General features: G+C 67.0%; 24 protein-coding genes and 1 tRNA gene. 9 read left to right on the top strand and 16 right to left on the bottom strand.

The features are described from left to right. Positions 1 to 22: 22 nt before the first annotated feature. Positions 23 to 1417: a cystathionine beta-synthase gene (locus A5707_RS08855; RefSeq protein ID WP_065014127.1), complete on the bottom strand. Its 1395-nt coding sequence runs from the start codon at positions 1415 to 1417 to the stop codon at positions 23 to 25. A gap of 42 nt (positions 1418 to 1459) precedes the next feature. Further along, positions 1460 to 2512 (bottom strand): alpha/beta hydrolase fold domain-containing protein, encoded by a 1053-nt coding sequence (locus A5707_RS08850; protein ID WP_065014126.1) that lies wholly within the window; start codon positions 2510 to 2512, stop codon positions 1460 to 1462. 237 nt (positions 2513 to 2749) lie between these two features. Here A5707_RS08850 and A5707_RS08845 point away from each other — a divergent pair, with 237 nt between their 5' ends. Together A5707_RS08845 and A5707_RS08840 are read left to right on the top strand one after the other, a co-directional pair. Then, positions 2750 to 3718 carry an SGNH/GDSL hydrolase family protein gene (locus tag A5707_RS08845; protein WP_065014125.1) on the top strand — a complete coding sequence of 323 codons (969 nt, stop codon included), beginning with the start codon at positions 2750 to 2752 and terminating at the stop codon, positions 3716 to 3718. A 131-nt stretch (positions 3719 to 3849) separates the two neighbouring features. Further along, complete coding sequence (locus tag A5707_RS08840) at positions 3850 to 5067, top strand: acetyl-CoA C-acetyltransferase (RefSeq protein ID WP_065014124.1); 1218 nt, start codon at positions 3850 to 3852, stop codon at positions 5065 to 5067. Positions 5068 to 5118: 51 nt separating this feature from the next. Here A5707_RS08840 and A5707_RS08835 read toward each other — a convergent pair whose 3' ends face one another. Further along, positions 5119 to 5976 carry a hypothetical protein gene (locus tag A5707_RS08835; protein WP_065014123.1) on the bottom strand — a complete coding sequence of 286 codons (858 nt, stop codon included), beginning with the start codon at positions 5974 to 5976 and terminating at the stop codon, positions 5119 to 5121. 163 nt (positions 5977 to 6139) lie between these two features. Next, the gene (locus A5707_RS08830; protein WP_065014122.1) at positions 6140 to 6994 is read right to left on the bottom strand and encodes a Bax inhibitor-1/YccA family membrane protein; all 855 of its coding nucleotides are present in this window, start codon (positions 6992 to 6994) and stop codon (positions 6140 to 6142) included. A gap of 220 nt (positions 6995 to 7214) precedes the next feature. Here A5707_RS08830 and A5707_RS08825 point away from each other — a divergent pair, with 220 nt between their 5' ends. After that, entirely contained in the window at positions 7215 to 8267 is a 1053-nt protein-coding gene (locus tag A5707_RS08825; protein ID WP_065014121.1) for an enoyl-CoA hydratase/isomerase family protein, read from the top strand. 105 nt (positions 8268 to 8372) lie between these two features. After that, positions 8373 to 9146: an enoyl-CoA hydratase gene (locus tag A5707_RS08820; protein ID WP_065014120.1), complete on the top strand. Its 774-nt coding sequence runs from the start codon at positions 8373 to 8375 to the stop codon at positions 9144 to 9146. Here A5707_RS08820 and A5707_RS08815 read toward each other — a convergent pair. Together A5707_RS08815 and A5707_RS08810 are read right to left on the bottom strand one after the other, a co-directional pair. Beyond that, positions 9133 to 9513 carry a rhodanese-like domain-containing protein gene (locus A5707_RS08815; protein ID WP_065014119.1) on the bottom strand — a complete coding sequence of 127 codons (381 nt, stop codon included), beginning with the start codon at positions 9511 to 9513 and terminating at the stop codon, positions 9133 to 9135. The genes A5707_RS08820 and A5707_RS08815 overlap by 14 nt on opposite strands. Further along, the gene (locus A5707_RS08810) at positions 9510 to 10058 is read right to left on the bottom strand and encodes a cysteine dioxygenase (protein WP_065014118.1); all 549 of its coding nucleotides are present in this window, start codon (positions 10056 to 10058) and stop codon (positions 9510 to 9512) included. The genes A5707_RS08815 and A5707_RS08810 overlap by 4 nt, the downstream gene beginning before the upstream one ends. Positions 10059 to 10173: 115 nt before the next feature. Here A5707_RS08810 and lpqV point away from each other — a divergent pair, with 115 nt between their 5' ends. Both lpqV and A5707_RS08800 read left to right on the top strand, forming a co-directional pair. Further along, a complete protein-coding gene (gene lpqV / locus A5707_RS08805) occupies positions 10174 to 10581 on the top strand; it encodes a lipoprotein LpqV (protein WP_065014117.1) in 408 nt (135 codons plus the stop codon). Between the two features lie 51 nt (positions 10582 to 10632). Next, positions 10633 to 11676 carry a patatin-like phospholipase family protein gene (locus A5707_RS08800; RefSeq protein WP_082969349.1) on the top strand — a complete coding sequence of 348 codons (1044 nt, stop codon included), beginning with the start codon at positions 10633 to 10635 and terminating at the stop codon, positions 11674 to 11676. An 8-nt stretch (positions 11677 to 11684) separates the two neighbouring features. On the opposite strand, the gene A5707_RS08795 is transcribed toward A5707_RS08800, so the two are convergent. The 10 genes from A5707_RS08795 to A5707_RS08750 all read right to left on the bottom strand — a co-directional run bounded on the left by A5707_RS08795 (position 11685) and on the right by A5707_RS08750 (position 20915). Continuing rightward, positions 11685 to 12548 carry a patatin-like phospholipase family protein gene (locus tag A5707_RS08795; RefSeq protein WP_156657702.1) on the bottom strand — a complete coding sequence of 288 codons (864 nt, stop codon included), beginning with the start codon at positions 12546 to 12548 and terminating at the stop codon, positions 11685 to 11687. 24 nt (positions 12549 to 12572) lie between these two features. Then, positions 12573 to 13439 carry a class II glutamine amidotransferase gene (locus A5707_RS08790; protein WP_065014115.1) on the bottom strand — a complete coding sequence of 289 codons (867 nt, stop codon included), beginning with the start codon at positions 13437 to 13439 and terminating at the stop codon, positions 12573 to 12575. An 11-nt stretch (positions 13440 to 13450) separates the two neighbouring features. Further along, positions 13451 to 13930 carry an SRPBCC family protein gene (locus A5707_RS08785; RefSeq protein WP_065014114.1) on the bottom strand — a complete coding sequence of 160 codons (480 nt, stop codon included), beginning with the start codon at positions 13928 to 13930 and terminating at the stop codon, positions 13451 to 13453. After that, positions 13930 to 14988, bottom strand: coding sequence for a dihydrodipicolinate reductase (locus A5707_RS08780; protein ID WP_065014113.1), 1059 nt, complete (start codon positions 14986 to 14988; stop codon positions 13930 to 13932). Before A5707_RS08780 ends, A5707_RS08785 begins: the two co-directional genes overlap by 1 nt. A gap of 24 nt (positions 14989 to 15012) precedes the next feature. After that, positions 15013 to 16644, bottom strand: coding sequence for a long-chain fatty acid--CoA ligase (locus A5707_RS08775; protein ID WP_065014112.1), 1632 nt, complete (start codon positions 16642 to 16644; stop codon positions 15013 to 15015). Between the two features lie 54 nt (positions 16645 to 16698). Continuing rightward, positions 16699 to 17769, bottom strand: coding sequence for a YncE family protein (locus A5707_RS08770; protein ID WP_232000675.1), 1071 nt, complete (start codon positions 17767 to 17769; stop codon positions 16699 to 16701). A 365-nt stretch (positions 17770 to 18134) separates the two neighbouring features. Beyond that, on the bottom strand, positions 18135 to 19691 hold the full coding sequence (locus A5707_RS08765) for an FAD-dependent monooxygenase (protein ID WP_065014184.1): 1557 nt from the start codon (positions 19689 to 19691) through the stop codon (positions 18135 to 18137). A gap of 29 nt (positions 19692 to 19720) precedes the next feature. After that, positions 19721 to 20332 (bottom strand): TetR/AcrR family transcriptional regulator, encoded by a 612-nt coding sequence (locus tag A5707_RS08760; protein WP_082969348.1) that lies wholly within the window; start codon positions 20330 to 20332, stop codon positions 19721 to 19723. Positions 20333 to 20422: 90 nt separating this feature from the next. Beyond that, positions 20423 to 20734 carry a DUF732 domain-containing protein gene (locus A5707_RS08755; protein ID WP_065014111.1) on the bottom strand — a complete coding sequence of 104 codons (312 nt, stop codon included), beginning with the start codon at positions 20732 to 20734 and terminating at the stop codon, positions 20423 to 20425. A gap of 104 nt (positions 20735 to 20838) precedes the next feature. Then, a tRNA-Leu gene (locus A5707_RS08750) sits at positions 20839 to 20915 on the bottom strand. A gap of 267 nt (positions 20916 to 21182) precedes the next feature. On the opposite strand from A5707_RS08750, the gene A5707_RS08745 reads away from it, so the two are divergent. From A5707_RS08745 to A5707_RS08735, 3 genes are all read left to right on the top strand, one after another. Beyond that, complete coding sequence (locus A5707_RS08745) at positions 21183 to 21482, top strand: PE family protein (RefSeq protein WP_065014110.1); 300 nt, start codon at positions 21183 to 21185, stop codon at positions 21480 to 21482. 12 nt (positions 21483 to 21494) lie between these two features. After that, positions 21495 to 22718, top strand: coding sequence for a PPE family protein (locus A5707_RS08740; RefSeq protein ID WP_065014109.1), 1224 nt, complete (start codon positions 21495 to 21497; stop codon positions 22716 to 22718). Between the two features lie 121 nt (positions 22719 to 22839). Further along, the coding region (locus tag A5707_RS08735; RefSeq protein WP_197495293.1) for a WXG100 family type VII secretion target at positions 22840 to 22988 on the top strand (149 nt) is incomplete at its 3' end.

Genomic DNA, 22988 nt, shown 5'->3' with positions numbered 1-22988 from the left:
CTGCAAAACCCTACCCGAGCTACTACCTGCGTCGTGGGCCCTCGGAGAGAAAGCCCAGCAAGTCGTGTCGGGTGATCACGCCCACCGGTTTGCCTTCCTCTACCACCATCACCGCGTCAAAGTCCCGCAGCGCCTTGGCGACCGCGCTCACCAGTTCACCGGCGCCGATCATCGGCAGCGCAGCACTCATGTGCAGACCGACGGCGTCGGCCAGCTTGGCCCGGCCCTCGAATACCGCCGAGAGCAATTCGCGTTCCGACACGCTGCCGGCCACCTCCCCGGCCATCACCGGTGGCTCGGCACCGACGACGGGCATCTGCGACACCCCGTACTCGCGCAGAATGCCGATGGCGTCGCGCACCGTTTCCGACGGGTGGGTGTGCACGAGGTCGGGCAGTTCCCCGGATTTCCGGCGCAGCACGTCGCCGACGGTGGGCTGTTCGACCGAGCCGTCGAGCCGGGTGCGCAGGAAGCCGTACGACGACATCCAGCCGTCGTTGAAGATCTTCGACAGGTAACCGCGGCCGCCGTCGGGCAGCAGCACCACGATCAGCGCGTCGGGGCCGGCTTGTTCGGCCACCTTGCGCGCAGCCACCACGGCCATCCCGCACGACCCGCCGACCAGCATCGCCTCTTCGCGGGCCAGCCGCCGGGTCATGTCGAACGAGTCTGAGTCGGACACCGCGATGATCTCGTCGGGCACGCTGGGGTCGTACGCCTCCGGCCAGAAGTCCTCGCCGACGCCCTCCACCAAGTACGGCCGGCCGGTACCGCCGGAGTACACCGACCCTTCCGGATCGGCGCCAATGACGCGCACCGCCCCACCGGACACCTCCTTCAGGTAGCGGCCGGCGCCGGTGATCGTGCCGCCGGTGCCGATACCGGCGACGAAATGGGTGACCTTGCCGTCGGTGTCGGCCCAGATCTCGGGGCCGGTGGTCTCGTAATGGCTGGCGGGCCCCTCCGGGTTGGAGTACTGGTCGGGCTTCCAGGCGCCCTCGATCTCCTCGGCCAGCCGGTTCGAGACGCTGTAATAGCTGTCGGGGTGATCCGGCGGCACGGCCGTCGGGCAGACCACAACCTCGGCGCCGTAGGCGCGCAACACATTCTGCTTGTCTTCGCTGACCTTGTCGGGGCAGACGAACACGCACTTGTAGCCGCGCGGCTGAGCGACCAGCGCGAGCCCGACGCCGGTGTTGCCCGAGGTGGGTTCGACGATGGTGCCGCCAGGCTTCAGCTGCCCGCTGGCCTCGGCGGCGTCGATCATCTTCGCCGCGATCCGGTCTTTGCTGCTCAGGCCGGGGTTGAAGTACTCGACCTTCGCGACGACCCGCCCGGCCCCCGGCGGCACGACCGAGTTCAGCTCAACCAGTGGGGTATTGCCGATGAGTTCACTGATGTGCCGCGCGATCCGCATGCCTTCAATGGTCTCAGGTGCGCTCGGCGGCAGCGCGGCGAGCTATCCGGTGGCCTCGCGGATGTACTCGCCGATCTGGCGCAGCGAACGTGTCGCCTCGGGGATCACCGGCGCGGCCAGTTGGAAATCGTGGATCTGGCCGGGCCAGATCCGCACCTCGGTCGGGACGCCCACGGCCGCGAGCCGTCGGGCCGCCAATTGGGCGTCGTGCAGCAGCACTTCGGATCCCGACACGTGGATCAACGTCCGCGGTAGCCCCGGCTCGACGTGGTCGAGCGGCTCGTAGAGCGTCTCCGGCTCTCCGTTGACGACGTTCTTGGCGGCGGCCTTGGCGACCAGCGCGATCAGCGCGTCGAAGGCCCTGGCCGGGAACATCGCGTCGACCTTGATGTTGGGGTGCGCCTGCTTGGGCTCCTTGGCCAGCTGCAGCAACGGCGAGATCGCGACCAGCGCCGCCGGCTCCTCGTGCTCGTCCTGCAGCCGCTGCGCCAACGCCAACGCCAAGTAGCCGCCCGCCGAGTCACCGGCCAGCACAATCTGCTCGGGGTCGTAACCGCGCAACCGCAACCAGCGGTAGGCGTCCATGCAATCGTCGAGGGCCATGCCCACCGAGTGCTTGGGGATGAGCCGGTAGTTGACCACCAGCACCGGCGAGTCGGCGTACCGGGACAACGCATTGACGACCCGGCTGTGCGAGTTCACGCCACACGTCAGGAAGGCGCCACCGTGCAGGTAGAGCACGACGCGCCGGTTTCCGTCGGCGGGCAACACACCGGGAGCGCGCACCAGTTGTGCAGTGGCATGCGGCAGACCGATGGTGGCGCGGATCGTGCCGGGAGCGGGCAGCAGCACCCGCGATGCGAAGTCGACGATGCCGAACGGCCACGGCATATGCGGAACGCGGCTGCCGATAGCCAGCGTCGGGCGGACCGTCAGATACGTCGCCAGCGAAACCAACCGGGCAGGAAAGGTGGGACCGGTCTCGACGACCTCGACAGGGGCGCCGTCACTGCTGGGAAATCGTCGCGCCCGGAGTGGATCCCGGGCGCGGAGATGATGTGTCGGAGGGCCGGAAATTTCAGTCGCTGCGGTCATGCTCCCACTTCCTACGTCGGTGTAGTCAGTCGACGAAGTAGCAGAGCATCCGGTTCAGCTAGCTACAAATTGCGGTATACCCGCGACGGCGCTCAGCCAACCTCGCTAACTTAGCTTGACACCTGTAGAACTTTCAACAATCAAAGAGTCTTATTCGATACCACATTTGGTCCAGTCCGTAACCGCGCCGTGTCGGAGATTTCAGACCGCCGTCACCTGGCGACCTAAACTGATCATGTGGACATTCGCGCGCCGCGGCGATCGATGGTTGCTCTGGCCGCAGCAGGTGCGTTGGCGTCAACAGGCACTGCCTATTTGGGCGCCCGCAACCTGCTGATCGGCCAAGCTGCGCGCGCACGCAGCGTTATCCCCAAAGCCTGGGACGTCCCGCCACGGGCCGACGGTGTGTACACCCGCGGCGGCGGCCCGGCGCAGCGATGGCAGCGCGAAACGCCGGTGGACTTGCATCTGATGATCTTCGGTGACTCGACGGCCACCGGCTACGGCTGCGACAACGCCGACCAGGTGCCCGGTGTGCTGATTGCCCGGGGGTTGGCCGAGCAAACCGGTAAACGGATCCGGCTGAGCACCAAGGCGATCGTCGGAGCCACGTCGAAGGGCTTGTCCGGACAGGTCGATGCGATGTTCGTGGCCGGGCCGCCCCCGGACGCGGCGGTGATCATGATCGGCGCCAACGACGTCACGGCGCTCAACGGCATCGCACCCTCGGCACGACGGCTGGGCGCAGCGGTCAGACGGCTGTGCGCCAGCGGCGCGGTGGTCGTCGTCGCCACCTGCCCGGATTTCGGTGTGATCACCGCGATTCCGCAGCCGCTGCGGTGGGCCGCACACACCCGCGGCTTGCGACTGGCCCGGGCCCAGGCCCTCGAGGTCAAGGCGGCCGGTGGGGTGCCGGTCCCGTTGGCCGACCTGCTGGCATCGGATTTCCTGCACTCGTCGGAGTTGCTGTTGTCCCACGACCAGTACCACCCCTCGGCGGCCGGCTATGCGCTGGTGGCCGACCAGTTGCTGCCCGCCCTGTGCGACGCGCTGGGCGTCGGCAGCGGCGATCTGACACCTGCGTTGCCGTCGGTGGCCGAGGAGCTCGATCCCAGTCCCGCCCGGGGCCGCGCCATCGTGTCCCGGCTGCTGCGACGGCACACCACCGGGGTGCCCGCGCCGGTCGTCGTACCGGCCGGAAGGTAACGGCTCAATCCGGTTGCCCGGCTTGCTCGGTACGCGGGTGGGCCGCTCCATGGCCCGCGCCGCCACAAGGCTAGATTTGACGTAGCCAAACCACCTGGGCGCTGCCCAGATGTCCCAGGAGGGAACCGATCGTGCCGGAAGCCGTCATCGTCTCAACTGCCCGCTCGCCGATCGGCCGCGCCGTCAAAGGGTCGTTGGCCACCATGCGGCCCGACGACCTGGCCGCCCAGATGGTGCGCGCCGCGCTGGACAAGGTGCCCGCGCTGAACCCGCACCAGATCGACGACCTGATGATGGGCTGCGGCCAACCGGGCGGCGAGTCGGGCTACAACATTGCGCGCGTCGTCGCCGTCGCACTCGGCTATGACTTCCTGCCCGGGACCACCGTCAACCGGTACTGCTCGTCGTCGCTGCAGACCACCCGGATGGCCTTCCACGCGATCAAGGCCGGCGAGGGTGACGCGTTCATCTCCGCCGGCGTCGAGACGGTGTCGCGATTCGGCAAGGGCAGCGCCGACGGCATGCCCGACACCAAGAACCCGTTGTTCGGCGAGGCGCAGGAACGCACGGAGGCCGCCGCGGCCGGTGCCGATGAATGGCACGACCCGCGAAGCGATCAGGCCCTGCCGGACGTCTACATCGCGATGGGTCAGACCGCCGAGAACGTGGCGCTGCTGACCGGGATCAGCCGCGAAGACCAGGACCACTGGGGCGTGCGCAGCCAGAACCGTGCCGAAGAGGCGATCAAGAGCGGCCACTTCGAGCGCGAGATCGAGCCGGTCACCTTGCCGGACGGCACCACTGTCAGCGTCGACGACGGCCCGCGGCCGGGCACCACCTACGAGAAGGTCAGCCAGCTCAAGCCGGTGTTTCGGCCCAACGGCACCGTGACCGCGGGCAACGCCTGTCCGCTCAACGATGGCGCCGCGGCTGTGGTGATCACCAGCGACACCAAAGCCAAGGAACTCGGGCTGACCCCGCTGGCCCGGATCGTGTCGACGGGGGTGACCGGGCTGTCCCCGGAGATCATGGGTCTGGGGCCCATCGAAGCGACCAAAAAGGCGTTGATGAATGCGGGGATGTCGATCGGTGACATCGACCTGTTCGAGATCAACGAAGCCTTTGCGGTGCAGGTCCTCGGCTCGGCACGCGAGCTGGGAATCGACGAGGACAAGCTGAACGTCTCCGGCGGCGCGATCGCGCTGGGACACCCGTTCGGCATGACCGGCGCCCGCATCACCGCCACCTTGCTGAACAACTTGCAGACCCACGACAAGACGTTCGGCCTGGAAACCATGTGTGTCGGCGGCGGGCAGGGCATGGCGATGGTGATCGAGCGGCTCGCCTAATTTTGCGTTGACTCTGCGCCTACCAGGCAAAAGTGCGAGTAGCTCGCCTGCTCACCGCAGAGTCAACGCGTCCCAGGCGCGCTGGACTCGCTGCACGACATCACAGCCGCGATGCTCGGCCAGCACTTTGATGTGCGTCCAGCCGACTCGTTGGATGTACTCCAGCCGGTCGACGTCCCATACGTACTGCGGCCTGTTGGTGCGATGGTGGTCGCCGTCGTATTCGACGGCCAGCATGATGTCTTGCCAGCCCATATCCAGGTAGTACAGCGGGTAGCCGTCCGGGCTTAGCACCGGGATCTGGGTCTGCGGCCGGGGGAAGCCAGCGTTGATGAGAAGTAGCCGCAGCCACGTTTCCTTCGGAGATTGCGCGCCGGAGTCGACGAGGTCAAGCGCCCGCTCCAGTTGACGTAGACCGCGCGTATGCGGGTGGCGGCCGGCGAGCTCCGCGACTTCGCCGATCTTGAAATCGGTGGCCCGGGCCAGCGCGTCGAGCCTGGCGACAGCCTGCCCGATGGTTCCGCGTCTAGCCAGATCGAAGGCGGTGCGTTCGGGCGTTGTTACGCAAAGTCCGCCGAGCTGCTGGCTTTCCTCATCCCACAACAGCTCGTGCCGAGTCTTCACACCCTGAGGCGCCCTGGCGTTGCGCCAAATCAACTCCACAATGACATCGTCATCCACCCACTTCGCACCATGCAGGGCGGACGCGGCGACGCCGGCGATGACGCCGCCGCGCTGGGACCACAGCCACGCCGCCAGAATGCGTTGCCGCAACGAGGGCTGCAACCGATGGTCGAAGTAGACGTTCGGCATGATCGCCGTGAAGTACCTGTCCAGCTCGTGCCAGCTGACCACGCCCGCGGCGCGCGCCTCGGAACCGATGAACGGCTGTGTTGCCCACTCGGCCATGCGGGCATGTTGCCAACCCACACCGACATTCGCGTTGACTCTGCGCCTACCAGGCAAAAGTGCGAGTAGCTTGCCTGCTCACCGCAGAGTCAACGAGCAAATCGCCGCAAAGTAAAAGGCCGGCACGCTGTGCGTGCCGGCCTCCGACCCCCTTGGGCGAAAGCTAGTCGCTTTGCAGGTAACTGAGCAGACGCAGGATCTCGATGTAGAGCCAGACCAGCGTGATGGTCAGCCCCAGCGCGACACCCCAGGCCGCCTTCTCGGGCGCCCCGGCGCGGATCATCTGGTCGGCCGCGTCGAAGTCGATCAGGAAGCTGAACGCCGCCAGGCCGATGCAGACCAGCGAGAAGATGATGGCCAGCGGACCGCCGCTGCGCAGCCCCATGCCCTCACCGCCGCCGACACCGAACATCGCCAGCACCAGGTTGCCGAGCATCAGGGCCAGCACACCGAACAGGCCGGCCACGATCATCCGGGAGAACTTCGGGGTGACGCGGATGGCGCCGGTCTTGTAGACGACCAGCATTCCGAAGAACACGCCAAACGTGCCCAGAATCGCCTGCCCGATCAACACCCCGGCGTTGGTGCTCGACACCGCGACGTTGGCCAGAACGAACGAGATAGCGCCGAGGAACAGCCCCTCGAGCGCGGCGTAGGTCAACACGATCGCCGGGTTGTCCTGCTTGCGCCCGAACATGGCGACCAGCACCAGCGCCAGGCCGCCGAAGGCACCGACGAAGGTGAACGGCATGGCCAACGCCATGTTGCCGGCCACCAGGAAGTAAGACACGACGGCGACGGCCGATAGCACAGCCAGTGTGATCCCGGTCTTGGTGACGACGTCGTCGATGGTCAGCGGGCGGGAAACGGCTGCCCGCTGGTCGACATACGGAGCCGCATACGGGTCCGTCTGATGCCCGTACTGGGACGCGGCGGCAGCCGCTCCCGTACCGAATTGCGCGTACCCACCCTGCTGTTTGGGCAGCGAGCGAAATACCGGGTTGCTAGTCTCCCGCACCGTCGGATCCTCTCTTGTGCTGTGACTCGAGCTGTGCGAACACCTGCTCAACGAACGGTGGTCCGGCCGAGTTCCCAGCTACCAGGTGGGCTTTGCAGCTATGGTCCGGACCTTCTCCAGCTAAACCTTACCCGCGGGCGCGCAGATACGGGTAACGATCTAGATTGCTCGTCAAGGCTTGGCCGACGAAAGCCGCTTCCACCGAGGGGAGACCACGCGCGTGACGGGCGAATCCGATGAGATCTTGACCCGCGTCGACGACGGCATCGGCTTCGTGACCCTCAACCGCCCCAAGGCGATCAACTCGCTGAACCAGAACATGGTCACCGTGCTGAGCGCGGTGCTGACCGAGTGGGAGCAAGACGATGCGGTGCGGGCCGTCGTCTTGGCTGGGGCCGGCGAACGCGGTTTGTGCGCGGGCGGCGATGTGGTGGCGATCTATCACAGTGCGCGCGCCGACGGCGTGGCCGCGCGGCGGTTCTGGTACGACGAGTACTTGCTGAACGCCCAGATCGGACGGTTCGCCAAACCGTATGTGTCGTTGATGGACGGCATCGTGATGGGCGGCGGTGTGGGCGTCGGCTGCCACGCCAACACCCGGGTCGTCACCGATACCACCAAAATGGCGATGCCCGAGGTGGGCATCGGGTTCATTCCCGACGTCGGCGGCACGTATCTGCTGTCGCGCGCCCCAGGCTCGCTGGGTCTGCATGCGGCCCTGACCGGGGCGCCGTTCACCGGCGCCGACGCCATCGCGCTGGGGTTCGCCGACCACTACCTGCCACACGGCGAGCTGGACGCGTTCGGCCGGTCGATCGTCGCCGAGGGCATCGAGCGCGCCCTCGCCGAGCATGCCGTCGAGCCGCCACCGAGTGACCTTGCCGCACACCGGGAATGGATCGACGAATGCTACGACGGCGACACTGTCGCCGATATCGTCGCCGCGCTGCGCGGTCATGATGCCGGGCCGGCCAACGATGCCGCCAACGTGATCGCCACGCGCTCCCCCGTCGCGTTGTCGGTGACGTTGGAGTCGGTGCGCCGCGCCGCGAAGCTGGACACCCTGGAAGACGTGTTGACGCAGGAATATCGGGTGTCCTGCGGTTCGCTGCGCTCACACGATTTAGTGGAGGGCATCCGCGCCCAACTGGTCGACAAGGACCGAAACCCGCAGTGGAATCCGGCGTCGCTGCCCGAGGTCAGCGCCGCGGATGTCGAGGCGTATTTCGCGCCGGCAGAACCTGATCTGACTTTCGAGGAGGAGCGGCGCTGATGACCCGCGCTGATGACGATGCAGAGCGGAGCGATGAGGAGGAGCAGCGCTAATGACCCGCGCTGACGACGATGCAGAGCGAAGCGATGAGGAGGAGCAGCGCTAATGACCTACGAGACGATCCTGGTTGAGCGCGACGGGCGGGTCGGCACGATCACGTTGAACCGGCCGCAGGCGCTCAATGCACTCAACAGCCAGGTGATGACCGAACTGACCAGCGCCGCAGCCGAATTCGATAGCGATCCGGGGATCGGGGCGATCATCATCACCGGTTCGGCCAAGGCGTTCGCCGCCGGCGCCGACATCAAGGAGATGTCGGAGCTGTCTTTCGCCGACGTTTTCAGCTCCGACTTCTTCGCCGCCTGGGGCAAGCTCGCTGCGGTACGGACGCCGACGATCGCCGCGGTGGCCGGGCATGCGCTGGGCGGCGGATGCGAGCTGGCGATGATGTGCGATCTGCTGATCGCCGCCGACACAGCGAAATTCGGACAGCCGGAGATCAAACTCGGCGTGCTGCCCGGCATGGGCGGTTCGCAGCGGTTGACCCGGGCCATCGGGAAAGCCAAAGCAATGGACCTGATCCTGACCGGCCGGACCATCGACGCCGCCGAGGCCGAGCGCAGCGGACTGGTGTCGCGGGTGGTGCCCGCCGACGACCTGCTCACCGAGGCCAAGGCCGTCGCCACCACCATTGCGGGGATGTCGCTGTCGGCCGCGCGGATGGCCAAGGAAGCCGTCAACCGGTCGTTTGAATCCACCCTGGCCGAGGGGCTGCTGTACGAACGGCGGCTATTTCATTCGGCTTTCGCGACCGACGACCAGTCCGAGGGAATGGCCGCGTTCATCGAGAAACGGCCGCCCAACTTCACCCACCGCTGACCAGCACACCTGCCGCGGCCAGCGCGTGATAGCCGCCGACGACGTCGGTGGCCCGGTGCAGACCCAGGTCTTGCAGCGCGGCCGCGGCCAGGCTGGAGGTGTAGCCCTCCGAGCAGAGGATCACCCACTCGACGTCGTCGCCGACGGCTTGTGGCAGTCGGGCGTCGCTGGTGGGGTCGCAGCGCCACTCCAGCACGTTGCGTTCGATCACCAACGCCCCCGGCACGTCGCCCTCGTGTGCGCGCTGGGCCTGCGGCCGGATGTCGACGAGCACGGCGCCGCGACGCAGCGCGCCGGGCAACTCGGCGGCGGTCAGCCGGCGCAGCCTGGTGCGGGCCGCGTCCAGTACCCGGTCGACGCGGCTCATCGGCCGGACCGCTCCGGCTGATCGGTCAGCTCGGTGCGCGCGCGACGCAGCGTGTTGCGGCCGGTGACCTGGTAGTAGGACATCACGGTCAGCGGCGGCGAATACGCATGCACGCTCAGCGTCGGCCCCGCCGGGACGTCGTTTTGCGCCCAGACCACGTCATGCACCCAGCCCAGCGGGAAGCCGGCCTGATCGCCGGCGTCAAGACGCCGCCGGCGCAACTGTTCGCCGTCCCAACGGAACTCGTCCAGCGAGCCGGACAACAGCGTCAAGGCGCCCAGCGACCCGCCGTGGTCGTGCAGTTCGGTGGCGTGGCCGGGAACCCAGCTGATCAACCAGATGTCGATTTCGTCGTCGGTGTGCAGGCGGGAAAACCAGCGGCCGTCGGCGGGCACGCCGCCCGCCGGCAGCACGTGGTCGTAGTGGCCGCTGAGCACGTCGTCGGCGGTGCGGTCGGTGGCGTGCAGCAGATCGGGCAGCCGAAGCCGGGTGGCCCCGGCCAGGGACGGGCGCGGCAGCACAGGGTCAGCAACAGAGGAAAGCATGGAAGACACTCCAGAATGGATGAGCAGACAGGGGGCGGGGGGCGGTCAGCCCCGACAACACTCCCGAAAGTCGATTCGCTCCATCACGGGGCACAGTCTTGCATAGATTGACGGGGTGCATCGGTGCCCGTATCGCCTCGCGGCGTGGGGCGCGGTCGTCGTCACCGCGGCGGCCGGCTGCTCGGCGCAGCACAGCATCAAAGCACCGGCGCCGCCCGGTAGCGCGGCCTCGTTGCCCGTGGGCACCATCGCGGTGTCGCCCGCCGGAGTGACGACCGCCGTCAACGTGCCGGCCGCATCCAGCGAAGAGGAGTATTTCCAGGCCTGCCATGCTGCCAAGACCTGGATGCAGGACCGACCGGGTGATCGCCAAAGCATGATCGAGCCGTATCTCGCCACCGTTCAGGCGCCCGGAGCCGGTGGGGCCGGCACCTGGAATACGGCGTGGGCGCAGCTGCGTCCGGCGCAGCAGGCCGCGGTGATCGTCGCGGTGCGCGCGGCCGCCGACGACGAGTGCGGTTGATTCGGATCACGCTGTAATAAAGGGCCGCGGGCGTAGCAGGACAATGAGGGAATGCCGCACACCGATGCACTGCGTGCCCCGGGTTTCGGGCCGCTCGACGCTCACCGGGCGGTCGGCTCGTCGCCGACCCGGGTGGCGCTGGCGCTAGGTAGCGGCGGAGCGCGGGGCTATGCCCACATCGGGGTGATCGACGAGCTGCGCGACCGCGGCTACGAGATCGTCGGCATCGCCGGCTCCTCGATGGGCGCGCTGGTCGGTGGCCTGCAGGCGGCCGGGCGGCTCGACGACTTCGCCGACTGGGCCAAGGCGCTGACCCAACGGGCAGTGTTGCGGTTGCTCGACCCGTCCATCACCGCTGCGGGAGTGCTGCGGGCCGAGAAGATCCTCGCCGCGGTGCGCGACATCCTCGGTTCGGTCGTCATCGAAGAATTGCCGATCCCCTACACGGCGGTGACCACCGACCTGATCGCCGGAAAGTCGGTGTGGCTACAGCGCGGCCCGGTCGACGAAGCCATCCGCGCCTCGATCGCCATCCCCGGCGTGATTGCACCGCACGTGATCGACGGACGACTGCTCGCCGACGGCGGCATCCTCGATCCGCTGCCGATGGCGCCGATCGCTGCGGTCAATGCCGATTTGACGATCGCGGTCAGTGTGAGCGGCAGCGAGACCGAGGGCGAGCGCGAGGCCGAATCCCGGTCGGCGGCCGAATGGCTGAATCGCATGGTGCACAGCACGTCTGCGCTGCTCGAGTTGCCGGCAGCGCGGGCGGTGCTGAGCCGGTTCGGCGGGTCCAATCCCGAACCCGAGGCCGAAACCGCAGCCGTCGAGCCGTCTTTCGACGACGAGGAGGAGCTGCCTGAGGCGCCCAAGTTGGGCGGCCGGTTCGAGGTGATGAACCGCACCATCGACATTGCACAGGCTGCGCTGGCCCGTCATATCCTGGCGGCGTATCCACCGGACCTGCTGATCGAGGTGCCGCGGTCGGTCTGCCGCAGTCTCGAATTCCATCGCGCGGCCGAGGTGATCGACATCGGCCGCATGCTGGCCAGCCGCACGTTGGACACGCTGGATTCAGCCGAGGTGGATAGCTAAGCCGGTGATCAGCTGAGCCCGTTGAGAAACGCCGCCACCGCCGCAGCCTCACGACGGCCCTGCGCACGCCCGGCCCGCGCCGACGCGGTCCGGCAGCGCGGGTCCAGCGGGTTGGCGCCGAACGCCGCCAGCGACTCGTCGTCGGCGAAAACTCCCAGCGCCGCACCGCTAAACGCCGCGATCTCGGCAGCTGGCCCCGGGCCGAACGACGACGGCGCCGACGCGCCGGCGGGCACCAGCACCACCGCCGCGCCGCAGTCATCAGCCACGTCCAAGTTGATCGTGCTGCCGATCCCGCCGTCCATGTAGCGGCGGTCGGCGACCGTCACCGGCGGCCAGGCCCCAGGAACCGCGCAGCTGGCCGCCACCGCGTCCACCAGCCCGACACCGCAATCTCGGTGCAGCACGACGAGTTCGCCGGTGGCGACGTCGATAGCGGTGATCCGCAGCGGCCGCTCAGGCCAGTCGTGCGAGGGCAGCCGCTGAGCGATCACCTCGCGGCGCACCGGTTCGGCCACGGTTTCGGTGGCCAACGCGACCGCCCCGATGCGTTGCCGCTTCTGCGTGACCGTCATTCCCGGGTCGGCCATCGCGGTCAGAAACAGCTCGGCGATGTCATCGATGTCGACGCCGGGGTCGATCTCGGCGGAGTTCTCCTGCACCTGTCGCGCAAACAGCTCGTCGAGGCTGAGTCCGCTGCTGATCTGCGCGGCGACCGCCGAACCGGCCGAGGTTCCCACTAACACGTCGGAATTCATCAGTGCCCGCGCCAGCTCCGGCGATTCGTCGGCGATTCCCCGCAGAATGCCTGTCTCCCAGGCAATCCCCACGACTCCCCCGCCGGCAAGCACCAGCGCCCGTTTGGTTGACACGGTCATGCAGTGTGCCAGGCCGACTTACGCCGAAGTGTGCTGGGCTGCCTGAACCGCCGGACTCAGATCCTCGCGGCGCAGTTGGTGCTGCGGCGGGTCGGGCAGCACCACCTCGCGGTTGACCTGCAGGGCGGCGTCGACGTGGACCAGCTCGCCGGAACTGATCAGCTGCCACCGCGGATCGTCATTCATCGGTTCGCTGGCGAACACGACAGCCGGCCTGCCACGCAGCTGCTCCGAGTCCGCCCGAATCCGGTTGGTGCGCAGGTGGAATCCGGGTACGGGCGCTCCGTCGCGGCGGTCCAACATGTACAACTCGTGCGACTCCGGATAGCGCAGCGCCCACATATCGGTGGCGGTGCTCAGCAACACGTTGACCGCGTAGATCGGTACGTTGGCCGCCAGCCAGCGCATCGCGTCGACCATGCCCGCCGTCACGTCACCGCCGGTTGCGCGGATCGAGGCGGTGATCAACGCGAACACACGCTCGGAGTCGGTCTGCCCCAGCACCAGCTCGGCCACACCGAGCTCGGTCAGCCGCTCGTCGAGCACATCCAATCCCTCCAGCACACCGTTGTGCGCGAAGATCCGGTCGTCCTGCAGAAACGGGTGGGTGTTGACCACATCGTGCGACCCGGCGGTCGCATAGCGCACATGCGCGACGAAGGTGGTGCCGGTCAGGTCTTTTGCTTCGGCGGCAAAATCGGTGTCCTGCCACGCCGCGATCGGCTGCTTACGCACGTCCGGCCGCCCCTGCCGGTCGAACACGCCCAAGCCGGTGCCGTCCGGGTTGCGCCGGCTCTGCGCGGCCAGGTTATCCGGAGCGTCCAGCAGCCAGAAGGTGGCAGTGACAACGTTGGTTCCGGCGTGCAGCCCGAAGAGTCGGCACATGGGTTCCGAGGTTAGCGACTACCCGTCAATTGCGCCGAGAGCTCCTCAAGGGCCCGCCGCGCGTAGCCCTTCCACAGCAGGCCGAACACTGGCAGCAGCGGAGCGCTCAACACCGACCGCGGGTGGATGGTCCACCGCCAGGTGACCGTCGACCCCGCACCCGCCGGTGCGAAGAGCCACTCCCCCTCCACCTTGCTGACCAGCGGCGACATCGGGCCGGTGATGTCGGTCAGCGTGTAACTGAACGACCATGGCGGGTCGACACTAGTCAACTGCTCGCGCATGCTGCCGCCGCCGGTCAGCAGCACGACGCGACTCTGCCCGGCAGCGTTCCACTCGCCGGTCTGATCGCGCACTTGCTTGATCGGGGGGATGGGCCCGTACCAGCGACGGAACAGCGCCGGCAGCGACACCGGTAGCGTGCCGGCAAACGCGTCGTCGACGGCCATCGGCACTACCCGTGATCGCTCGACGACCTTCGGTGTTGCCATCAGCGGCTCAGACCAGGAGCGGCCCGGCCGGTGATCAGCGGCAGGTCGAAGAAGCTCTGAATACCCGCCGACGCAGCGCATGTCGCCGGGACGGCGTTGACGCAGTGCGCAGCGGTCGCGACGACGCCCGGGTTGCTTTTCAGGCCGGCCTCGACGCTTTCCGGCTGCCAGCCCTTGATGGTGACGAAGGTATCGGGGTTGCCGCGGACCTCCATCTCGTAGCGCTCCCGCTCGGGTCCGAAAGACCATGGCGGGTCGAGGTTTTCCTCGCCCATCAACCAGTTCACCGTGATCCGGACCACCACCGTGTCACCGACCATCGCCTCCCAGTGGAAGCGGCGGCCGGCGACCTGACCGGGCTCGATCATCCCGATCGGTGAGTCGATCGGCGCGGTCGCGACGGCCACCTCCTGCGACGCGCGGATCTCGGGGTCGGCGGCGAAACCCAACCGGTCGACACACAATCGGGCCGACTGGATGAAGCCGCTGTTGAGCATTTTTTGCATCGGCCCGGTCAATGCGTTGTCCGGGGTACCGCCGAAGCCCATCACGTAGCGCAGCACGTCCGGCGCGCCGTAGGTCCGGAGGTCGGAAAACTCTTCGCAGCGAACGAAAGTCACACCGGTGGACATCACCGAGAACAGCAGCGGGAACAGCTCGCTGACGGCGCCGGGCGCGATGCCGACGCCGTGCAGCGTCGCATTGCCGGCCTGGGCGGCTACTTCCAGCGGGGCGCCCGCGCGTTCACTGGGGTAGACCCAGCCGACCGGAGTGACGACGTTCTTGCCGGAGCGCAGCAGCGCAGCGACCTCCTCGACGTTGCCCATCAGCGGCGCGTAGATCACCGCGTCGGCGTCCAGCGCGAGGATGTCGTCGATGTTGTTGGTTGCGGTCACCCCGAGCGGCGGCGTGCCGATGATCTCGCCGACGTCCTTGCCGCTCTTGGCTTCCGAATGCACCCAGCAGCCGGCGAGTTCGAGTTCGGGATGCTCGAGCACACCCTTGATCGCGGCCATCCCCACCGACCCGGTTGCCCATTGGACGACCCGCAGGCTCATCTGTGTCCTTTCTGGTGCATGGCGCTAATCGCGTACCTCGGTGACCTCATAGGCGTCCTCGGCGTGCCGGGACCGGATGGTCTTCTTGTCGTACTTGCCGACGCTGGTGCGCGGAATCTCGTCGACGAACGTCCACCGCTCCGGCAGCCACCATCGAACGACCTTGTCGGACAGAAACTTCCGCAGTTCCTCGGCGCCCACCGAGGCGCCCTCTTTGCGGATGACGACAGCCAGTGGCCGTTCCTCCCAGCGCTCGTCCGGAACGCCGACGACAGCGGCCTCGATCACGTCAGGGTGTGCAATCAGCCAGTTCTCCAGTTCCACCGACGAGATCCATTCCCCGCCGGATTTGATGACATCCTTCGACCGGTCGGTCAACGTGATAAACCCGCGCTCGTCGATGCGACCCACATCGCCGGTGCGCAACCACCCGGATTCGAACTTGGAGTCGTCGGCGCCTCGGTAGTAGGAACCGGTGATCCACGGCCCGCGGACTTCCAGTTCACCCACCGCCTCGCCGTCGTTGGGCAGCACGTTGTCGTCGTCGTCGACGATGCGGGTCTCCACACCGCACACCGGTTGGCCCTGGGTGCCCCGCAACGGCCAATGCTGCTCATCCGGAGTACCCGGCGGCGGCCACGCCATCGTCGCCAGCGGCGACGTTTCCGTCATGCCCCACAACTGGCGGATCTGCACGCCGTGTCTGTCTTCGAAGGTGCGCATCAGCGACACCGGAACCGCCGATCCGCCGCAGGCCACCAGCCGCAGCGACGACACGTCGTGGTCGGGCTCCTTTTCCAGGAAGTGCATGACGTCGTTCCAGATGGTCGGCACCGCGCCGGCCACGGTGGGCCGCAGCGTCTCGACCATGTCGACCAGCGATCTGGCGTCCATGTGACGGTCGGGCAGCACCAGGTCAGCGCCTGCCATCAGCGCCGCATACGGCAACCCCCATGCGTTGGCGTGGAACATCGGCACGATCGGCAGCACCCGATCGCTGGATCCCACGCCGATCCCGTTGGTGGTGCAGGCGGCCATGGTGTGCAGAAAGCTCGAACGATGGCTGTAGACAACGCCTTTCGGGTTGCCGGTGGTGCCGCTGGTGTAGCACATCGCGGCTGCGGTGTGCTCGTCGATGTCCGGCCAATCGAACTCGCTCGGCTCCCCGCCGAGCAGCTCGGCATAACGCAGCACGGTCTTGCCCGACTCCTCGAGCACCGCCGTGTCACCCTCTCCGACACCGATCACGGTGTGCACGGTGTCCAGGCGGTCCAGGACCGGCGCCAGTAGTTTGGCAAGTGACAGGTCCACCAGGACGACTTGATCTTCGGCTTCGTTGGCGACATAGACGATCTGTTCGGCGAACAGCCGGATATTGAGCGTGTGCAGCACCGCGCCCATCGCCGGGATGGCCAGGTAGGCCGCCACATGCTCGGCGTTGTTCCACATGAAGGTGGCCACCCGCTGGTCGCCGGTGACGCCGAGACGGCGCAACGCGTTCGCCAACTGCGCCGCCTGCGCGCCCAACTCTGCGTAGCTGCAGTGCCGGTAACCGTCGCCGGTCGCAGTCGTGACGCGGCGTGCGCCGTGAACGCCCGTGGCGTGCCGAAGGATGGCGGTGATCGTCAACGGGAAGTTCTGCATGGTGCTGTACATCGAGGTACAGCTTATGGTTCTCGGCGCGATGTCGCGCTGTGTTCAGCTCGCCCGTCAGGTCATTGCCGGCTCGAGCTGCAGCAGCTCGGGCAGGACCCACTCGTGCGGAGCGGTGGGCTCGTCGTCGGCCATCAGCAGCGCGGCGGCGGTCGAGGCGACCGTGAACACGGTGACCTTCCCGGCATAGTCGGCGACGTAAAGGTGGCTACCGTCCGGGCTTTCCACCGCGCACGACGGCGCACCGGCTACGGCGATGCTGGTGACGATGTCGTGGGTGTGCGTGTTCAAGACCGTCACGCGCTCGTCGTCGACGAGGTAGGCGCGTGCACCGTCGCGGCTGAGCGCCAGCTGCACGAGCAGACCGTTGATCTCGGCGACCTTGCTGGTGGCGGCGACCATGTTGGTGCGGGTATCGACGACGTCGACAACCGCGCCGAAGTCAGGACCGCAGCTGGCGACATAGACCTTGGACCCGTCCCAGCTGGGGGCGACATCGCGGATCGGCGACCCGATCTCCACGGTGTCCACGACACGCTTCTCGTGGGTGTCGACGACAGCAAGCTTTCCGCTCGACGCTCCGTTGGTCGCGACGTACACCCGACGCCCGTCCGGGCTGACCCGCACGCATTCGGTGCTGGTGCCCGCCGTCGCCGCGATGCCGATCGCATCGATGTGACCGGTCCCGGTGTCGAGTACTGCCAGGTCGGCACCGCCGACTGCGGTTCGTCCGGCATAGACGCGCTCCCCGGTTGGACTGGCCGCGAGGTCGCGCACGCTGCACGCGACGGGGTGAACTCCGACGACGCGGTTGGTGTCGATGTCGACGGCAACAATTGCGTCATAGGCCGCCGTGACCGTGCTGACGTAAGCCCGCCGACCGGCGACGGCTATGGCGAACGGTTCGTCGAGGCCGGTCAGGGTGCGCACTGCAGCAGCGGAACCTGCGTCGATCGACGAGACGCTGTCAGCGCCGTAATTCGTCACCATCAGCCGGCCTTCCGGGCTGACGGCGATACCGCTGATCGGGCCGCGGTGTACGCGGATTTCGCCGACCTTCGCGAAACTCAATGCGGTGCCGACGTCCATCGACGACTTGCGGTCGGTGGCATAGCTGACATCGCCCACAGTGGCACCTGCCTTTGCTCGTTAGCCCGACGTATCTCGGGCGGTGACATCGAGTGGCCCGCCGGCCGGTTAGTTACGCTCCGATGTCATCTGGATTCGCGCCTTCCGGCGCTGCTTCCGAGCGAGTCTAATGGCCGAATTCGGCCGTGAAAGTGTGCGTTTCGACGCACTGTTGCTTGCGTCACGCCGGTAACTCAGACTCCGCTTAGACAATTATTCTCGGCTTTTCGCGACCACGGGAAAGAGCGAACGCGGCGGCCGCGTTGGCCAGGCTATTTGCCGGAGAAGCTAACGGCGGTCGCTTATGACACTGATTGTCCGCGAATAAGAATCTCTTAATTTTTCTGCTGCAAGAGCGGTCAAAATCACACACTTTCGCTGTCGGCGCGCTCGGGATCGCTGGCGGCGGGCGCGAACCATCGCCTCAATGCGGCGTTTAACCGATCGATGTCGTCTTTTGCGCAGCTGTCGCTGGCCCAGGCCACGTAGCCGTCGGGGCGGATCAGCATCGCAGCAGGTGACTCCGGGCCTTGTGCGACGACGACGGTGACCCGATCGGAGCAGCCCACCGCCGATTCGGCGACGGCGCCACCGGCGAGGTCGAGCAGCACCGGACGCCCGGGGTGCATGAGTTCAGCGACCCGCTGCCCGTCGTGCAATGTCAGGTCGGGAATCAATCGTCCCGATAGCACGTGGCTGTCGCCGACGTCGTAACGCACATCCGAGCCGGCGAGCAGGTGAGCGATATGCGCCGCAACGTCGGGCTTGGCCAACAATTCAGTGAACAACGTCCGCAGCGCACCAACTTCGGGTCCGGGCGCCATCAGGGCGCTTTGTGACATCGACTGCATCATGACCCGTTGCCCCACCGGATGGCGTTCGGAATGGTAGGTGTCGAGTAATCCCGTTGGCGCCCAACCATTCACCGCAGCCGCCAGTTTCCATCCCAGATTGACCGCGTCTTGTAGGCCCAGGTTGAGGCCGGGCCCGCCCATCGCGGAGTGCACATGCGCGGCGTCACCGACGAGAAAGACGTTGCCGTCGCGATAACGCTCGGCCTGCCTGGTGTTTTGGCCATCGATGCGGCGCAACGCATGCGGTCCCGGCCCCTGCGGCGCTGTGACCGGTAGGTCGACTCCCAGTACCCGGCGCAGGCTCTCACGCATTTCCTGGATCGTCATCGGCGTTTCCACGGCTAACGGTTCGTCATCGAACTCGATGGTGCCGAGCAGTGGGCGGCCGGGCTCGAATTCGGCGAAGATGAACGTCCCGCCGTCCATCCGATTGTGCGGAAACATAATTCGGCCGACCCCCGGGATGTCGAGACCGCCGTCGCCCGCCCGCAACTCGTCGGGGATCGACACGTGGGCCAGCCGTCCCACCACCGGCGCGGTGCTGCCGGGAAACTCGATGCCCACGTTCTTGCGCACCAAGCTGCGTCCGCCGTCGGCGCCCACCAAAAATCTCGTCGCAAGGCCGTAAGAGCCTTGCGGCCCGGCGATATGGAGGCCCACCCCGTCTTCCTGCTGGGTTAAGTCGACCAGCTCATGGCCCCAACGGATATCGACGCCCAGGTCGCGAGCGCGTTGCTCGAGCAGCCGGACCAGCCGCGGTTGCTGAATTCCCAGCGCGTACATCGGATTGTCGGCTACCTCGGCGAAAGAAACCAGCATCCCGCTGAACATGTAGCCGGGAATCGGCTCTGGAGCATCTGGCGTTCCGGGGACCATCGTGTAAAGGCCGCGCATGTCGAGTATGCGAATCACTTGGCCGACAAGCCCGTTGGCTTTGGGTTCAGCGCTGGGCTCTGGAAGTGCGTCAAGGACGACGGGTCGTACACCGCCGAGCGCCAATTCGCATGCCACCATCAAGCCGGTGGGTCCGGCACCCGATATGACTACGTCGGCCGGGTTTTCGTGCACGGCAACACCTTTCAACTCAGCTTCCACTCTCACCGGGTAGTCGGCGGCGACAGCCCGGTCGCAACGGCAGAAAACCCGTTCTTGAGCAGGGTGACGATGTTCACCGGCGGATCCGCATGGACATAGGTATCGAGTGCGGCTTCGACGACGGCCCGGACCGCGCCGGCAACCAAGCGCGGGTACAGGTCTTGCAGCGGGTCGGTGCCCGTGCGCTCGGCGATCACCTCGACCCAGTCGGCGAAGACCTCGTTGGAGATCGCCATCCGAGCCTCGGGCGCCAACATCAGCTTGCGCAACTCGGTCAGGTGTGCGGTGCTCGGCAGGAAATCGTCGGCACCGTCGGCCTCCAGAGGTTCGGTTACCGCTGCGCTGATCGCTGTCCAAATCGGCTCGCCGGCGGGCCGGCCCCGTAACGCCACCAGGCTTCTCCGCACCCGCTCGACCTGCCGGTAAGCCAGCACGTCGTACTTTCCAGCGAAGTAATTGCCGAAGGTGCGCACCGACACGCCGGCCCTGGCGGCGATGTCCTCGCGGGTGACGTTGTCCAGGCCCCGCTCGAAAACCAAGCTCAACGCCGCGTCGCTCAGCGCTTTGCGGGTGTCGAGCTTTTTGCGGTCCCGCAGCCCCAACGACCGGCTCACAGGACCACCATAGCGACAATTTTGCCCACTAGGCAATATTGCCTAGTGGGCAGCGAACCGGTTAGGAAGTCAGCACTTCAGGTGCGCTGGTCAGAGGTGCTCGGGGCAGTAGGCGCTTGCTGCATCCACGGCAAACAGAGCCGCGTGTTGGGGGGTGAAGCCGGGGTTGGTGGTGCGCACGGCGTTGACGGTGTCCATCGGCGTCAAGCCGCCGTCCATCAGCTCGCAAACAGCTCTACCAGCAGCAATGGCCTGGCCGGCGCCGCGGTGAGAGATCCCGTGTTGGTTGAGCGCGGCGAGGAAGCTCGCATCGCTGCCGCCGCCCGACTCATCGGCGTATGCAGGCGCGGCGAGCCCGACGAGGGCGGCGGCGCTGGCCAGCAGCAGAACTACGCGTTTCATAGTTCGAAGTCTGCAGAGCAGCCGTTACAGCAGTGTTACCGATCTTTTAGGGGTCCTCGTCGAACTGTTAAATCGCCGTTACGCGGCCCGTGGGGCGTCGTCGATGGTGCCCCCAGTCGGACTCGAACCGACACTGGACGGATTTTAAGTCCGCTGCCTCTGCCAATTGGGCTATGGGGGCCCGGCGGCGAATGTAGCGCGACGCCACCCTCGCCGGCTCGGCGGTCCTGCCACCGTCGCGATGCGCGCTTACCGCGGACGCCACGTGACAACAATGTGTCCTGCGACGCCGCGGTGTTAAGAGTTGCGGCTCAGCGGTTACGAAGCAGTTAACCAGCTTTCACTCAGGCTTGTCTTTGGGCAACTGTGGAGACGTGAAATCGGTAGTGCGACAGCACCGTAGCCGGGCCCGCTGCGCGGGTCGGCTCGTTTCCCGTAAGGAGAAGTCATGTCTTTCGTGACCACGCAACCTGAGGCGTTGATGGCCGCGGCCGGCAACCTGCAGGGGATCGGCGCGGCGATGGCCGCCCAAAACGCGGCCGTGGCAGCCCCGACCACTGGTGTGATTCCCGCCGCGGCCGACGAGGTTTCGGCGTTGACGGCCGCTCAGTTCGCCGCCCACGCCACGCTCTATCAGGCAGTCAGTACTCAAGCCACGGCGATTCACGAGATGTTCGTCCACACCTTGGGCGCCAGCGCCGGGTCCTATGCGGCGACTGAGGCCGCCAACGCGATCGCGGCCGGGTAAAGGGCCACTCCCGTGTTCGATTTCGGAGCGCTACCCCCGGAGGTCAACTCCGCGCGCATCTACGCCGGTCCCGGCCCGGGGCCGATGATGGCCGCGGCCTCCGCCTGGAACGCGTTGGCCGCAGAGTTGAGCACCACAGCAGCCTCCTATGAGTCGGTGATCTCGGGACTGGCCAGCCAGGAGTGGATCGGCCCGGCCTCGGCGTCGATGGCGGGTGCGGCCACCCCGTACGTGGCATGGATGAGTCACAGTGCCGCCCAAGCCCAAAAGGCCGCCAGCCAAGCCCAGGCGGCCGCGGCCGCCTACGAGGCGGCGTTTGCGATGACGGTGCCCCCGCCCGTCATCGCAGCCAACCGGGCGCAGTTGGCCACGCTGGTGGCCACCAACTTCCTGGGGCAAAACACTCCGGCCATCGCGGCCACCGAAGCCCATTACGGCGAAATGTGGGCCCAAGATGCCGCAGCGATGTACGGCTACGCGGCCACTTCGGCCGCGGCCGCCCAATTGACGCCGTTCGATCCACCGACCAACAACACCAACCCGGCCGGCATCGGTAACCAGGCCGCCGCGGTGACGCAAGCGGCCGCCAGCGCGGCAGGCACGCACACCCAAATCAGTCAACTGATGACGACGCTGCCCAACGCGTTACAGGCGATGTCCTCGCCGCTGCAGCCCGCGGCCGCGACGTCGGGGCTAGCCGGCGGCGTCTCGAGCGCGCTCTCGTCGTCGGACGCGTTGGATGTGATCTTGAACGGGATCTCGTCCGGAGGCGCCACGGCCGTGATGTATATCCCGTCGACGTTGATTCCCAGCATGATTGGTTACTTCGCCGGTCCCGGTTTCAACGCCGCGGGCGGTGGTGTGGCCGGTAGCGGCCTGGGGTCGTTGCTGGCGCCCGGTGGCGCGCTGGGCAACTTGGGCGCGCTCGGCGGCGGTGTCAGCAGCGGCATCGGTGGCGCGAGCGCGGCCAGCTCGGCGGTCTCCGCGGGAGTGGGGCAAGCATCGACCGTCGGATCGCTGTCGGTTCCTCCGACGTGGGCTGCGGCCACGCCTGCCAGCGCCGTCACTCCCACCGTGCAGGGCACCGGCTGGGCCGCCGCTCCCGAAACCAATTCGGTGGCGGCTGTGCCCCCCGGGATGACCGGGGCCGGCATGGGCAACCGCGGGTATGGCTTTGGTGCGCCGCGGTATGGGTTTAAGCCGACGGTGATGGGCCGACCGGTGGTAGCGGGATAGGGGGAAAAGGAAAACAACATGTCACACGTTTGAAGCCGCCCGTTCAACCCCAGGTCGTACCCTGGGAATAGCACGGGCCAGCACCCCGCACCGACACTGACTTCACCCTAAGGAGAGTTCCATGACTACCCGGTTTATGACCGACCCGCACGCCATGCGCGACATGGCCGGCCGCTTTGACGTACACGCCCAAACCGTCGAAGACGAAGCCCGCAAGATGTGGGCCTCGTCCCAAAACATCGCCGGAGCCGGCTGGAGCGGAACCGCCCA

Origin of the sequence: Mycobacterium kyorinense, assembly GCF_001672775.1 — a bacterium.
GTDB classification, from domain to species: Bacteria; Actinomycetota; Actinomycetes; order Mycobacteriales; family Mycobacteriaceae; genus Mycobacterium; species Mycobacterium kyorinense_A.
This window is presented reverse-complemented; position numbering and strand designations above follow the sequence as displayed.